A 14,296-nucleotide genomic window follows, 5' to 3' on the forward strand; every position below is an offset into this window, starting at 1 on the left:
AGCCGCAAGATAAAAGAGATCGCTTTATTTCTCGGCCAGTATTCGATAAGTTCCCGTGTTTTTATCAACATTACTTAATACTAATTTAATTTTAGGTTTACCTCAGAATAACGCTAAAGCATCATTTTTGTCTTCGTCTATTCAGACAAAACAAATATTTCAACCACATTAGTTTTTGTCGACCAATTTTTGAAATGTTTGAGGCCACTCACCTGAGTGGCCTTTTCATTTGTAATCCCCTAATCAGCTGACGATTTAATATTTATATCGTAATCTTCACTTAACCTTAAATTAACATAAGGTTTGGTTCTTTGCCGCCGACAAAAACTAATGATTACCATGAAATATGTATGTATGGTCACAGTGCTATTCCTGGCATTGTGGACAGCCCCTGCACAAACTGTTGAAGCCCCTAAATTTGGTAAGGGACTATTAAAGATCACCGGGAAAGACAGTACCTGGACCATGAAGTTCGCAACACGTATGCAGTTTCTCGGGATGACTAACTGGACCGAGGACGATGGCAACTTCACCAATCCCACCACCAATTTTCTGGTTCGTCGTGCCCGTTTAAAGTTTGACGGTTACGCTTTTAGTCCGAAACTGAAATATAAGCTCGAGTTGGGTCTTTCCAACCGAGATATTGGCGGAGCCTCGCCATTCACCAATAACGCGCCAAGGTATATACTGGACGCGGTTATCAAGTGGAATTTCTATGAAAATTTTGTGCTCTGGGCCGGACAGACCAAACTTCCCGGCAACATTGAGCGAGTGATCTCTTCAGGTAATATGCAATTGGTTGACCGCTCTCTTTTGAATGCCCGATTTAATATTGACCGTGACATGGGTCTGCAGTTAAGACACCATATCAACCTTAACGACGATTTTGTCATACGCGAGATTGCCGCTTTTTCTCAAGGTGAAGGTCGTAATATCACAACCGGAAATCTGGGAGGTCATCAGTACACAGGCAGGATCGAGGTGTTGCCTTTGGGTCTTTTCAAGGGAAAGAATGATTATTTGGGGAGCGACCTCATACGTGAAGAAAGCCCTAAACTTTTACTGGCGGCCACCTACGATTACAACCAAAATGCTGTGAAAACCCGAAGTAACCAGGGAAGATTCATGGCAACCGATTTCGGCTTTTATGAAACCGATATCTCCACCATTTTCGTAGACCTCATGTTCAAATACCGAGGTTTTTCGCTAATGGGTGAGTTTGCCAACAGAGACGCAGATGCTCCTGTCGCACGAAACAGTGACGGGACCCCAACGGGAGACATCGTTCAGGTGGGTCATGGGTTGAACCTGATGTCTGGTTATCTCTTTAAGAACAACTGGGAGCTAACCGGAAGATATACCACTACCGATATCGACGAGCAGATTACAGGTGTGGGGAAAGAAGACCAATATACCTTTGGTGTTTCAAAATACATCGTAGGTCACAAATTAAAAGTTCAGAGTGACGTGACCTATATCGATCTGGCCAATGCACAAAATCGCCTTATGTGGCGACTGCAAATGGACATTCATTTCTAAAAGGCCTTGTTTCCCGGCCTGAGCGGAAACATTAACAATTAGTACATTTCTATTATGGAAAACATTTATTTACTGATGATCGTAGCACTGGCCGTTCTGGCAATAGCAGACCTTGTGGTTGGTGTGAGTAATGACGCGGTTAACTTTTTAAATTCAGCGATCGGTTCCAAGGCTATTTCCTTCAGAACCATCATGATCGTGGCCAGTTTGGGAATCTTTCTGGGTGCGGTATTTTCTAGCGGAATGATGGAAGTGGCCCGTAAGGGTATCTTTGTACCCGAGCAATTCATGTTCAATGAGATCATGATCATTTTTATGGCGGTGATGATCACCGACATCCTGCTTCTGGATTTCTTTAACACCCTAGGGATGCCTACCTCTACAACGGTGTCGATTGTATTCGAATTGCTTGGTGCCGCGGTGGCCATGGCCCTGATCAAGATATCTGCATCGGAAACTGAAACCATCGCAGACCTGGCAAATTACATCAATTCCAGTAAGGCGCTGATGATCATTTCAGGAATCCTGCTTTCAGTGGTGATCGCCTTTTCAATAGGAGCCCTGGTACAATATCTCTCGCGACTCGTATTCTCGTTTCACTATGAGCGCAAGATGAAAAACTTCGGAGCCATCTTTGGTGGACTGGCACTGACTGCGATTACCTACTTCATCTTTATGAAGGGTATGAAGGGAACTCCCTACTATGATGATCTTAAGGGTCTGCTAACCGGGAATGAATTACTGATCATCGCCGGAAGTATGGTTGTATGGACCCTGTTCTCTTTTCTTTATTCAAACGTCTTTAAAAAGAACATTCTGGCGCTGGTAATCACCGTTGGAACCTTCGGTCTAGCCCTGGCATTCGCCGGAAATGACCTGGTAAACTTTATAGGGGTACCTATGGCCGCCTACCACTCATTTGAAGCATGGAGTGCCTCGGGAGTGGCAGCTGAGGCCTATTCGATGGGAGCCCTTGCCAAGAAGGTACCTACCGAGCCCATGCTGCTTTTCATAGCAGGTGGTGTGATGGTACTTACCCTTTGGTTCTCAAAGAAAGCCCGTACGGTTACAGAAACCGAACTCGGACTGGCAAGACAAGATGAAGGGCAGGAGAAGTTTCAACCCAACCTGCTTTCCCGCACAGTGGTGCGTGCTTCGACCCGTTTCAGCGAAGGCCTGGATATGATCCTGCCTAAAAGCACCCAGCAAAAGATCAATTCGAGGTTTGAAAAGCCGCAGAACAACCCTGCCATTGCGAAACACGACGCACCGGTATTCGACCAGATCAGGGCTTCGGTAAACCTGATGATCGCAGGTGTTCTTATCTCTATTGCTACTTCAATGAAGCTACCTTTGTCTACCACCTATGTAACCTTTATGGTGGCCATGGGAACATCGCTGGCAGACCGTGCCTGGGGCCGTGAGAGCGCCGTTTACCGTGTTGCCGGAGTATTTAATGTGATCGGCGGATGGTTCTTTACCGCTATCTCAGCCTTTTTCGCAGCTGCCCTGATGGCGTATATCATATACCTGGGCGGACCGGCTGCTATAGCAGTTCTTATCTTCTTTGCCATCGTTCTTTTAGTGAGAAACTACATCACCTACAAAAAACGTTCACAGGAGACCAAAGAAGAAGACCGAATCAAAAGATCTGAAAGCAGCTCTATTCAGGGAGTGATACACGAGAGTGCCGATAATATCAGCGCCGTGGCTAACCGCAGCAGAAAAATCTTCAGAGATGCTATTACCGGTCTGGCCAAGGAAGATCTGAAACAACTCAAAAAGAGTAAGAAAGGAAATGATAAGCTTACTTCTGAGGTTGAAGAACTGCGCGATAACATCTTCTACTTTATCAAAAACCTCGATGAATCAAGTGTAGGCGCGAGTGATTTTTATATCACAGCCCTGGGCTATCTTCAGGATATGGCACAATCACTTGAATACATCGGCAAGGCGAGCTACAAACATGTGAACAACAATCACAAGAAACTGAAATTTAATCAGACCCGTGACTTGCTCGAAGTTCAGGAAGAGATCGAGAAACTGCTGGATCGCATTAATGAAACCTTTAAGAACCGCGATCTGGATAATATCGATGAAATTCTTCACAGTAAACAATTGCTGCTTGAAAGACTATCAGAGAAGATCCAAAAGCAAATTACAAGAACCCGTTCTGAAGAGTCCAGCCCCAAAAACACATCGCTGTATTTCAGCCTGTTGATGGAAAGTAAAGACTTTGTCGTAGCGGTCATGAACCTGATGGAACTCTATTACAGAGAACACGACAGCAGTATTCCTGCACCGGAGATCGTATCAGAATCCAACTAAATATAAAAAGCGCCATTCGGCGCTTTTTTTTATTTTGTACGAAACTCTTCAACCATGCCGAATAAATATCTGTTACTTGGTGCCGCCTCCCTGGCGGCACTAACTTCCTGCACCAGGGAGCAAAAGCCCACTGCCCAGCAACTACTTGACAAAACCATAGCATATCACGATCCTGATAATGCCTGGGAAAAATTTGAAGGTGAACTTGAGATCGTCTTAGAAATGCCCGAGTCTAGCGACAGAATAACCCGTATCACTTTAGACCGACCCGATGACTACTTCAGGGCAGAGACCATCAAAGATAGCACTGTAACTGTAAGAACGTATGATAAAGGCCAATGTACCTTCACCCTTAATGGCCGAAGCGAACTGAGCCAGGATGAGATTGAGACACATCGTGGCAGTTGCGAGCGCACAGCTTTCATGAAAGACTATTACAGCTACCTCTACGGGCTGCCGATGAAATTGCGTGATCCAGGCACACAGCTGCAACCTGAAGTGAAGCTTGACACCTTTCAGAACAAGACCTATTATGTTTTGAAGGTCTCTTACGACCCCGAAGTGGGTAAAGACACCTGGTCGTTTTATATTAACCCTGAAACCTATGCCATGGAAGCCTACCAGTTCGTGCATAACGACAATGGCAAAGGAGAATATATCCTGCTTGAAGGCCTTGACACCATAAAGGGAATGATGATCCCAAAAGACAGGCACTGGTACACTAACGAGGGAAAATTTCTGGGCTCTGATCGTCTCAGATCGGCTGAATAAAAACAAAAAAAGGGAGCTTCTTTGCAGAGCTCCCTTTTTCTGAAAACAGTTAAACTATGAGCCACACATCAGGCAGTCATCATCTTCGTTCTCTTTGGAACGCTTCAGCATTTCCTTTAACTCCTGTGGGGTAAGTGGCTCAACTGCCACAGGAGAATTCGCAGTTGCTGTTTTCACCTCAGCTGCTTCTTTTGGAACCTCTGCCGTTTTCTTGGTATTGTCAAGGGTGAATTTAATCGCATCCACCGCAGATTTCGTTCTCAGGTAATACATACCGGTTTTCAGACCGCTCTTCCAGGCATAGAAATGCATGGATGTAAGCTTTGCGAAATTCGCTCCCTCCATAAAGAGATTCAACGACTGGCTCTGGTCGATAAAGTATCCACGGTGACGAGACATGTCGATTATATCTTTCATACTCATCTCCCAGACGGTTTTATAAAGCTCCTTGATGTCCTGAGGAATTCCATCTATATACTGTATCGAGCCATTGGCTCTCATAAGCTCCTGCTTCAGCTCTTCGGTCCATAGACCGAGATTCACCAGGTCTTCCAGCAAGTGTTTGTTCACCACGATGAATTCACCCGATAACACCCTTCTGGTATAGATGTTTGAGGTATAGGGCTCAAAACATTCGTTGTTCCCCAGTATCTGTGAGGTAGACGCTGTAGGCATGGGAGCTACCAGCAATGAATTTCGTATCCCGTGCTTTTTAACGTCTTTACGCAGTTTTGCCCAGTCCCAGTTACCGGAAAGCTCTTCGTCTTTAATCCCCCACATATTATGCTGGAACTCCCCGTTTGAAATAGGCGAACCTTTGTAGGTCTCGTATGGCCCCTCTTCCTTGGCCATTTCCATCGAAGCGGTCACCGCTGCATAATACAAGGTCTCGAAGATATCCTGGTTTAATTGCTTAGCCTCATCAGAGGTAAAGGGCAGACGCAGTCTGATAAATGTGTCTGCCAGACCCTGAACCCCAAGCCCTATCGGACGGTGTCTGAAGTTCGAATTGGCTGCTTCAGGCACAGGGTAATAATTGCGGTCGATCACACGGTTCAAATTACGGGTCACCCTTTTGGTTACCCTGAACAATTCTTTATGATCAAAGCTTCCGTTCTTTACAAACATCGGGAGTGCAATAGAGGCAAGGTTACAAACCGCCACTTCGTCAGGAGCCGTATATTCCAATATCTCAGTACAAAGATTGGAAGACTTGATGGTTCCCAGGTTTTTCTGATTCGATTTGCGGTTGGCAGCATCCTTATACAGCATGTAGGGAGTACCGGTCTCTATCTGAGATTCCAGGATCTTCTCCCAAAGCTCCCGTGCCTTCACCTTTTTTCGTCCCTTTCCTTCTTCCTCGTAACCGATATAGAGCTTTTCAAAATCATCACCGTAAGCATCTGAAAGTCCCGGACATTCATTCGGGCACATCAGTGTCCAGTAACTGTCGGCTTCTACGCGCTTCATGAAAAGGTCAGGCATCCACATGGCATAAAACAGGTCACGGGCACGCATTTCTTCTTTACCATGGTTCTTTTTCAGATCGAGAAAATCAAAGATATCGGCATGCCATGGTTCGATATAAATGGCAAAGGAACCTTTTCTTTTACCGCCTCCCTGATCGACATAACGGGCTGTATCATTAAAGACCTTCAGCATGGGAACGATCCCGTTCGAAGTACCATTGGTTCCGGCGATATAACTTCCGGTGGCGCGAACATCATGAATAGAGAGACCGATACCACCGGCAGATTGCGAAATCTTCGCTGTTTGCTTCAGGGTATCATAAATACCGTCTATACTGTCTTCTTTCATGGTCAGCAGAAAACAGGATGACATCTGTGGTTTGGGCGTACCTGAATTGAAAAGGGTGGGCGTAGCGTGTGTGAAATATTTTTTTGACATCAGTTCATAGGTCTCAATGACACTGTCGATGTCGTCGAGATGAATCCCCACGGCCACGCGCATGAGCATATGCTGCGGACGCTCAACGATCTTCCCGTTCAGTTTCAGCAGGTAGGAACGCTCCAGGGTTTTGAAACCAAAGTAATCGTAGCCGAAATCGCGGTTGTAGATAATAGTCGAATCAAGACGGTCGGCATGTTCTTTAATCACCTCGTAAACCTCATCTGAAAGCAGGGGTGCCTTCTGATTGGTGCGCGGATTGATGTACTCATAGAGATCGGTCATTGTCTCAGAGAATAACTTCTTGGTATTCTTATGGAGATTCGAAACCGATATACGCGCCGCGAGTTTAGCGTAATCAGGATGGGTGGTCGTCATGGTCGCCGCGATCTCGGCTGCCAGGTTATCGAGTTCTGAAGTCGTCACCCCGTCATAAAGCCCTTCGATTACTCTCATGGCTACTTTTACAGGGTCTACGAGTTCGTTAAGACCATAACACAGCTTTCGCACGCGGGCTGTGATTTTGTCGAACATGATCGGCTCTTTGCGCCCATCTCTTTTTACTACAAACATACGCTACTAGTTTTTTGGTTACAGATGTCCCGGCCCTCATTAAACAAAAGGACGGAAAAGGTTATTTAGTGAATTATGATTCTGTAAGAGATCAGAAATCAGCGTCAAAGCTGATCTTCTGCTCGTTGTCATCTTTGTTGAGTACCCCTGCTTTCTGATATTCTGATACACGCTTCTCAAAGAAGTTTGTTTTACCCTGAAGTGAGATCATATCCATGAAATCGAAGGGGTTCGTGGCATTATATACCTTCTCGCATTCCAGTTCGACCAGCAGGCGATCTGTTACAAACTCCAGGTATTGAGTCATCAGCTTGGCGTTCATTCCGATAAGGCTCACAGGCAGTGATTCGGTAATAAATTCTCTTTCTATATCAAGGGCATCGATAATGATCTCCTTGATTCGCTCCTTTGACACTTTATTAACCAGGTGCTTGTTATGCAGGTGAACGGCAAAATCACAGTGCATTCCCTCATCTCTTGAGATCAGCTCGTTCGAGAAGGTGAGACCCGGCATAAGACCGCGCTTTTTCAGCCAGAAGATGGAACAGAAGGCACCGGAGAAAAATATTCCCTCAACCGCAGCGAAAGCGATCAGACGCTCGGCAAAACTCGGTGACTCGATCCATCGAAGCGCCCAGTCGGCCTTTTTCTTGATGGCGGGAAAGTTTTCGATCGCCTTAAACAAACGACTCTTTTCCTTTTCTTCCTTTACATACGTATCGATCAGCAGGGAGTAGGTTTCAGAATGAATATTCTCCATCATGATCTGGAACCCGTAGAAGAACTTGGCCTCAGAATACTGTACTTCATTGACGAAATTCTCAGCCAGGTTCTCGTTCACAATCCCGTCAGAAGCTGCGAAAAAAGCCAGGATATGCTTGATAAAATAGCGCTCATCATCATTGAGCTTATGATTCCAGTCATTCAGATCCTGATGAAGATCGATCTCTTCAGCAGTCCAGAAACAGGCTTCCTGTTTTTTATACCATTCCCAGATATCGTGATGTTGGATAGGGAAAATCACGAAACGATCTTTATTCTCTTGCAAAATTGGCTCTACAGCTTCAGACATGTCATTGTTGATTTTAAGGGATTATTAATTTCTAAAAAACAGACTTGATTGGGGACTAACAAATATTTAAAAACCCCCTTGAAATTGAAAGGTTGTTTACCTGAATAATACCAAAAGTTTTTAACATCAGTTGTTGAAATGTGGAGTCAGAGTTGATGTATAAAGGCTTCCTAATGTTTTGTTAAAGCCATCACGAAAGCTACTGCGCAACCCCCTCTTAAACAAAAAGTTAGCCCTCCTTTCAAGCCTTTAAAAACAGGGTCTAATCGATGTAATGTGTAAAAATGCGGATGTATGCACTCCTCCGGACTTCCTTTCTCGAGGAGATCTTATAAATGTAAAGTAAGCAGGAAAAAAAGACCCTATTTCTTCTCATCTCTGAGGCTACGGGCAACCTCTTCGAGTTCGTCATACCAATCCTGACCGAACTTTCGAATCAAGGCTTCTTTGGTAAACTTATAAACAGGTACCTGCAGCTCTTCTCCCAGGGAACAGGCAGGATCGCAGATATACCATTTGTGGTAGTTGACAGCGGCAAAATCCTGGTATTGTTTGACGCGTACCGGATACAGGTGGCAGGACACGGGTTTTTTCCAGTCTATATCACCTGCATTATAGGCCTCCTCAATTCCGCAAAGGGCCGTTCCCTTTTTATCAAAGGTGACATAGGCACATTCACTGCCATTCACCAGGGGAGTTTCCCATTCACCGTCTTCACCCTTCACATATATGCCTTGCGACTCGATGGCTTTTATTCCTTCCTCTCTAAGGTAAGGCTTTACCTTCTGATAGACCTTTTCCAGCACTTCAAGCTCAGACTCCTCAACGGGCGCACCCGCTTCTCCGTCTACACAGCAGGCTCCCTTACAGGCAGAAAGATTACAAACAAAGTCATTTTCGATAATCTCTTCCGAGACGATGGTTTTGCCTAATTGAAACATGCCGCAAAGATAACTCAATCATAATTTCCGCCCGGTTTTAAATCGGTATTAAATTTTTGATAAGACAGCTGGAGAATCAGATTTGGTTTCATAGCTTTGCACCCATTTTCTAAAGCCTTAATAATATGAACTTTAGCTTCAGAGAGACCATTACCGCCACCATGATCCTTTTTGCCGTGATCGATATCATCGGGAGCATTCCGATTATCGTGGATCTGAGACATAAGGTAGGTCACATTCAATCTGAAAAAGCATCAGTGGTTGCTGCCGTGATCATGACGGCATTCCTGTTCATCGGGGAAGAGATTCTTAATCTGATCGGGATCGATGTAAATTCGTTCGCCGTAGCAGGGTCTTTTGTGATCTTTTTCCTTGCCATCGAGATGATACTGGGTATTTCACTATACAAAGATGATGCTCCGGAAACGGCTTCTATTGTACCCCTAGCATTTCCCCTGATAGCCGGGGCAGGAACGCTCACTTCCTTGCTTTCATTGCGGGCAGAATATCATGTGGAAAATATCATTCTGGCTATTATCATCAATATCATATTTGTCTATCTCGTACTGAAATCTTCCAACCGTATCGGCCGCTTTCTTGGGAAATCAGGACTGGCCATCATCAGGAAGATCTTCGGGGTCATCTTACTGGCAATCTCTGTAAAATTGTTCACCAGTAATCTATCCATGCTCTTTTAAAAGCATACGGGTTTTTATAAATTGAGCTATCATTAAGAATGAATATCGTTACCTCATAATTGAATCGCTATGAAAATTTTCACCATTATACTCCTTCTGTTGGCTGTTGCCCTTATCGGCTACAATGCCACCCTACTAGATTTTGACAACCTCCTTCAGGGAGATAGCATGATTGCCCTGATCGGGATCGTAGCGGCTCTATGTGCCGTATTGTTACTGATCATATTCAACCTGTCAAAGAGAATTCAACAAAAACTAAAGGATAGAAAATGAAATACGATGCCCTGATCATTGGCGGTGGTGCTGCAGGTATGCAATGTGCCCTGGTATTGGGTTCAGCGAAAAATAAAGAGTTCGCTACCGGCAAAACCGTGGGAATCATCAAACATCAGAAAGCATCTCATCTTCATTCAGCTCTTTTGAATAATGTATTCGGAATTGCGCCGGGAACCACAGGAAAAGAGGTGTTGGAATTAGCCAATGAACAACTTACTTCCCTCTACCCCCATGTCGATTGCATCGAAAAGGAAAAAGTTCTGGAGGTGAGCGGAACTCCGGGTGAATTTATTGTACGAACCAATAAAAACAGCTACCAGGCTGCCCTCGTTGTAGTCGCCCTGGGATACACCAACAATTTCGATATAGAAGGACTCAATCAATATCTCGAGCCCCATGCCATGGCTAATCCATCGAAAGAACGGGTACAGCTCAGAAATAACAACCACCTGGTAGAGAAGGGAATCTATGTTGCCGGAACTCTGGCGGGGTGGAGAAGCCAGGTTGCCATCGCTGCGGGAAGCGGTGCACAGGTCGCCACCGATATCCTTACGCTATGGAATAACGGCGAGCATACCAAGGTTCATGATAAGGTATGACCTGACTGTGGGGAGAGTAATAACAGATTAAGGATTCAACTCAGGTTTTCTTTCGCTTAATTCCACCACCTTTCTGATCATCTCATCGTCTTTCCGCAACAGCCTTTCATAGGCGTTTTTTCCATATAGCTGCTCTGCGATGGTAGCTTTCAGATGATGCCTGAGGTTCTCGTCGTACTTATCCATATCGATTTGAAAGTTCAGTTCATCTGCATAGATCGTAAAACGGTCGATCAGGTTATTATCGACATCCACGTTTTCAGCAAACTCCTCGAATGAGAGGTCTTCGTACTTCTCACGATTTTCGTCAAGGTACTCGAATATAAACCGGGAAACGAATCCTGATTCAAGAATGGCGTTCAGGAAAGATTCTTCCTTGGATTCCTGCAGCGGCACGAATATATCGGGTATGATTCCGCCCCCTCCATATACGACCTTTCCCTTGGGCGTTCTGAAGACAAGAGAGTCGGCCACTTTTATACTGTCGGGAGACCGCAGCTCCCCGTTATTGTAACGGTCATAGAACTTTTCGTAATACGCATCGGTACCATCTTCATAAGAACGTTGGATGGAACGGCCCGTGGGGGTGTAATATCGCGACACCGTAAGCCGTACAGAAGATCCGTCACCCAGCCCCATCTCTCGCTGCACAAGTCCCTTTCCGAATGATCTCCGGCCAACTATTGTACCCCTGTCATTATCTTGTAAAGCCCCTGCGACGATCTCACTGGCTGAAGCCGATTTCTCATTGATCATCACGTAGACCTCGTTGTTTTCAAAGCTGCCCTTACGGGTAGCGAAAGATCGCTCTATGGCACCGCTTTTATTTTTGGTAAAGAGAATCAGCTTATCGTCTTCGAGAAATTCATCTGCGATCTCTTCAGCAATACCGAGGTATCCTCCGGGATTATCCCTGAGGTCAAGCGCCAGCTTCTTCATTCCCTGTTTTTTGAGAGACATGAGTGCGCTTCTGAATTCTTCGTAAGTAGTCTCTGCAAACCGATTCACGCGTATGTATCCTAACTCAGGCGTTAGCATGTAAAAAGCGTCAACACTCCTGATAGGCACCCTTGAGCGATTTAGTTTCACGGTAAGGGTTTTATCTTCCGACGGACGATAAACCTTCAAAGTTACTTTTGAATCTTCCTGCCCCTTAAGTTTGCTGATAATGGTTTCATTTGAGAGTTCTCTTCCGTAGAGAGTGTCACCATCGGCCACCAGAATGCGGTCGCCGGCCTTTATACCTGCTTCTATGCTGGGCCCTCCCTCCAGGGGACGAACCACAGCCAGGGTGTCACGGTACATGCGAAAACTGATCCCTACCCCGACAAAATCACCCTTCATGTTCTCTGCGATTCTCCCGGCTTCTTGTTTGGGTATATACACAGAATGCGGATCAAGCTTATCAAGAATATTATTGACCGTCACATCGACGATACTGTCTGTATTGACCTCATCAACATATTCATAGTCGATATAATCGATCAGACGGTTTAATTTATCTTTCTTGGAATTGGTGGTAAAGAGTTTCTCGGGGGTATCGTTAAAATTCAGCTTTCCGCCTATAAAGATGCCCAGCCCTACAGAAACTGCGATAACCAGGGGTAATAAATATTTTCGTTTTTTCAACATGAACTCCTATTCTTCAATTTCCTCCATATGTATCAGCTCTACGCCTGCCCTTGCGAGGAACTCAAGACCTGAATCATCCTTGTAGGCCTTGTGATATACCACCCGGGTAATCCCGGCCTGGTGAACCAGTTTGCTGCATTCCTTACAGGGTGAAAGCGTGATATACAGAGTTGCACCTTTACAGGACTGTGTCGATCCTGCCACCTTTAAAATGGCGTTGGCCTCTGCATGAAGCACATACCATTTCGTATATCCTTCCTCGTCTTCACAATAATTCTCAAATCCTGTTGGCGTTCCGTTATAACCATCGGAGATGATCATTCTGTCTTTCACAATAATTGCGCCAACTTGTTTTCTTTTACAGTAGGATAGTTTCCCCCACTCCATGGCCATACGTATGTAGGCTTTGTCGTACTTCCTTTGTTTTTTTTCAGACATAGAACATTCAGGGTCAAAAAAAGCAACACCCGGGGTTGCTTCATAACGAAGATATAAGGTTTGAGACTGATTTACAACCTTCTACAACTATTTTTAGAGACCTGCTGCGGTATCTCTTAATATCGGAATAGCCACCCCGATAACCACTGATGAAATGACCAGTACCCAGTCCCGTTTGTTAAAGCGAAAAACGGTCTGAATCAGGAATCCGAGTATCAATACCAGCAGCACGATAATGATCTGGGCAGCTTCAACTCCCAGGGCAAATTCCAGCAGGGTGAGCAGTTTATTGTCTTTTCCGTCGACATTCATTCTGAAGAAACTGGAAAAACCCAGTCCGTGGATCAGCCCGAAGAAAAGCGTGACAAAAAAATTGATGCCCATCTTCTCCTTTCGCGCTCCCTTTCCGGCAGTGAATACATTGAACAAAGCCGTAATCAATATCGTCACGGGAATCAGAAATTCCACCCAGGCTGAATTCACAGAGATTACGCCATAGGAGGCCAACAGTAAACTAAGGGAGTGACCTATCGTAAAAACGGTCACCAGCCATAAGGTCTTTTTCCAGTCTTTGAAGGTATAAGGCACCGTAAGTGCAATCAAAAACAGGATGTGATCGTAGGCATTTATATCGAGTACGTGGGTAAGTCCGAGTTTAAAATAAAACCAGAATTCAGACATGATAAGTGGGGTTTAAACGGCAGTTTCAAACTTACGATTATTTCTTAAAATACTTTTTAAGGTTTTATTAAAAATACCGCCTCCGACAGCATCAGAAACCACGCTCGCTTTGGATCTGCTCATAAGCTTTTTGCACTTCCCTGAATTTTTCCTCTGCACCACGTTTAATTGCTTCATCTGTGGTACGCACTTTATCGGGGTGGTACTTTTTAACCATTTTCCTGTAGGCCTGCTTGACCTCTTCTTCAGAAGCCTGCTCATCGATCTCCAATATCTTGTAGGCATTGCCGGTGGCGTCAACGAACATCGCCTTTATGCTTACAAAGTCACGCTGGGCCACATTGAGATACCCGGCAATTTCCTCGATCTTTTCCGCCTCAGCCTTACTCACAGCGCCATCGGCACGTGCGATATCGAAAAGAAAGTGTAAGAGTTGCAACCGCACGGCATAACGGGTTCGCTGATTGAGAACCATACAGATGCGGTACGCAGAGATCTCCCTTTTTTTAACCACCTCATTAAAAGTTCTGAAAATGGCATTGGCTTTCTCCTTTCCGTAATGGGTCAGAAAATAACGTCTTACATAATCCAGCTCAGACTGGCTCACACTGCCATCAGCCTTGATAACAATAGAACAAAGAGAGATAAGATGCAGTTCGAAATCGGCCGGAGAAACTTCCCGCTCCTGATTACCAAATACCCGGGTAGTGCCTGAGCCATTCATCATATTTTCAAGCATACTGCCCAGCAGGAAACCTATAAGGGCCCCGGGCAGCCTGAAAAACATATAGCCGCATAAAGCGACAATCCATTTCCACATACGCAGCTAAAGATTAAAAG

General features: G+C 45.0%; 13 protein-coding genes. 6 read left to right on the forward strand and 7 right to left on the reverse strand.

The window, feature by feature from the left end; genetic code table 11:
- Positions 1-339 precede the first annotated feature (339 nt).
- The 3 genes from K7R10_RS08295 to K7R10_RS08305 are packed head-to-tail and all read left to right on the forward strand — an operon-like array spanning position 340 to position 4,638.
- Complete coding sequence (locus tag K7R10_RS08295) at positions 340-1,539, forward strand: porin (protein ID WP_224484216.1); 1,200 nt, start codon at positions 340-342, stop codon at positions 1,537-1,539.
- A 54-nt stretch (positions 1,540-1,593) separates the two neighbouring features.
- A complete protein-coding gene (locus K7R10_RS08300) occupies positions 1,594-3,867 on the forward strand; it encodes an inorganic phosphate transporter (protein ID WP_224484217.1) in 2,274 nt (757 codons plus the stop codon).
- Between the two features lie 54 nt (positions 3,868-3,921).
- On the forward strand, positions 3,922-4,638 hold the full coding sequence (locus tag K7R10_RS08305) for a DUF6503 family protein (protein WP_224484218.1): 717 nt from the start codon (positions 3,922-3,924) through the stop codon (positions 4,636-4,638).
- Between the two features lie 54 nt (positions 4,639-4,692).
- Here K7R10_RS08305 and K7R10_RS08310 read toward each other — a convergent pair whose 3' ends face one another.
- From K7R10_RS08310 to K7R10_RS08320, 3 genes are all read right to left on the reverse strand, one after another.
- Complete coding sequence (locus K7R10_RS08310) at positions 4,693-7,119, reverse strand: ribonucleoside-diphosphate reductase subunit alpha (RefSeq protein WP_224484219.1); 2,427 nt, start codon at positions 7,117-7,119, stop codon at positions 4,693-4,695.
- 91 nt (positions 7,120-7,210) lie between these two features.
- Positions 7,211-8,191 (reverse strand): ribonucleotide-diphosphate reductase subunit beta, encoded by a 981-nt coding sequence (locus K7R10_RS08315; protein WP_224484220.1) that lies wholly within the window; start codon positions 8,189-8,191, stop codon positions 7,211-7,213.
- Positions 8,192-8,553: 362 nt separating this feature from the next.
- Entirely contained in the window at positions 8,554-9,132 is a 579-nt protein-coding gene (locus tag K7R10_RS08320; RefSeq protein WP_224484221.1) for a DUF3109 family protein, read from the reverse strand.
- A 125-nt stretch (positions 9,133-9,257) separates the two neighbouring features.
- Between K7R10_RS08320 and K7R10_RS08325 the strand changes: the two genes are divergently transcribed.
- The 3 genes from K7R10_RS08325 (at position 9,258) to K7R10_RS08335 (ending at position 10,705) form a co-directional block, all read left to right on the forward strand.
- A complete protein-coding gene (locus K7R10_RS08325; protein WP_224484222.1) occupies positions 9,258-9,830 on the forward strand; it encodes a MarC family protein in 573 nt (190 codons plus the stop codon).
- A 69-nt stretch (positions 9,831-9,899) separates the two neighbouring features.
- On the forward strand, positions 9,900-10,103 hold the full coding sequence (locus tag K7R10_RS08330) for a hypothetical protein (protein ID WP_224484223.1): 204 nt from the start codon (positions 9,900-9,902) through the stop codon (positions 10,101-10,103).
- Positions 10,100-10,705, forward strand: a complete 606-nt coding sequence (locus K7R10_RS08335; RefSeq protein WP_224484224.1) for an FAD-dependent oxidoreductase — start codon at positions 10,100-10,102, stop codon at positions 10,703-10,705. The genes K7R10_RS08330 and K7R10_RS08335 overlap by 4 nt, the downstream gene beginning before the upstream one ends.
- Before the next feature lie 27 nt (positions 10,706-10,732).
- Here K7R10_RS08335 and K7R10_RS08340 read toward each other — a convergent pair whose 3' ends face one another.
- The 4 genes from K7R10_RS08340 to K7R10_RS08355 form a co-directional block, all read right to left on the reverse strand.
- Entirely contained in the window at positions 10,733-12,337 is a 1,605-nt protein-coding gene (locus K7R10_RS08340; protein ID WP_224484225.1) for a S41 family peptidase, read from the reverse strand.
- Positions 12,338-12,343: 6 nt separating this feature from the next.
- Positions 12,344-12,775, reverse strand: a complete 432-nt coding sequence (locus K7R10_RS08345; RefSeq protein WP_224484226.1) for a deoxycytidylate deaminase — start codon at positions 12,773-12,775, stop codon at positions 12,344-12,346.
- 93 nt (positions 12,776-12,868) lie between these two features.
- Positions 12,869-13,456, reverse strand: a complete 588-nt coding sequence (locus tag K7R10_RS08350) for a HupE/UreJ family protein (RefSeq protein ID WP_224484227.1) — start codon at positions 13,454-13,456, stop codon at positions 12,869-12,871.
- Positions 13,457-13,547: 91 nt separating this feature from the next.
- The gene (locus tag K7R10_RS08355) at positions 13,548-14,276 is read right to left on the reverse strand and encodes a TerB family tellurite resistance protein (protein WP_224484228.1); all 729 of its coding nucleotides are present in this window, start codon (positions 14,274-14,276) and stop codon (positions 13,548-13,550) included.
- Positions 14,277-14,296: the final 20 nt, after the last annotated feature.

It is taken from the genome of Robertkochia aurantiaca (assembly GCF_020166495.1).
In the GTDB taxonomy this organism is placed as follows: domain Bacteria; phylum Bacteroidota; class Bacteroidia; order Flavobacteriales; family Flavobacteriaceae; genus Robertkochia; species Robertkochia aurantiaca.

Coding starts and splice junctions, on each gene's coding strand:
- K7R10_RS08295 (WP_224484216.1), top strand. CDS start 340: ATGAAATATGTATGTATGGTCACAGTGCTATTCCTGGCATTGTGGACA.
- K7R10_RS08300 (WP_224484217.1), top strand. CDS start 1,594: ATGGAAAACATTTATTTACTGATGATCGTAGCACTGGCCGTTCTGGCA.
- K7R10_RS08305 (WP_224484218.1), top strand. CDS start 3,922: ATGCCGAATAAATATCTGTTACTTGGTGCCGCCTCCCTGGCGGCACTA.
- K7R10_RS08310 (WP_224484219.1), bottom strand. CDS start 7,119: ATGTTTGTAGTAAAAAGAGATGGGCGCAAAGAGCCGATCATGTTCGAC.
- K7R10_RS08315 (WP_224484220.1), bottom strand. CDS start 8,191: ATGTCTGAAGCTGTAGAGCCAATTTTGCAAGAGAATAAAGATCGTTTC.
- K7R10_RS08320 (WP_224484221.1), bottom strand. CDS start 9,132: ATGTTTCAATTAGGCAAAACCATCGTCTCGGAAGAGATTATCGAAAAT.
- K7R10_RS08325 (WP_224484222.1), top strand. CDS start 9,258: ATGAACTTTAGCTTCAGAGAGACCATTACCGCCACCATGATCCTTTTT.
- K7R10_RS08330 (WP_224484223.1), top strand. CDS start 9,900: ATGAAAATTTTCACCATTATACTCCTTCTGTTGGCTGTTGCCCTTATC.
- K7R10_RS08335 (WP_224484224.1), top strand. CDS start 10,100: ATGAAATACGATGCCCTGATCATTGGCGGTGGTGCTGCAGGTATGCAA.
- K7R10_RS08340 (WP_224484225.1), bottom strand. CDS start 12,337: ATGTTGAAAAAACGAAAATATTTATTACCCCTGGTTATCGCAGTTTCT.
- K7R10_RS08345 (WP_224484226.1), bottom strand. CDS start 12,775: ATGTCTGAAAAAAAACAAAGGAAGTACGACAAAGCCTACATACGTATG.
- K7R10_RS08350 (WP_224484227.1), bottom strand. CDS start 13,456: ATGTCTGAATTCTGGTTTTATTTTAAACTCGGACTTACCCACGTACTC.
- K7R10_RS08355 (WP_224484228.1), bottom strand. CDS start 14,276: ATGTGGAAATGGATTGTCGCTTTATGCGGCTATATGTTTTTCAGGCTG.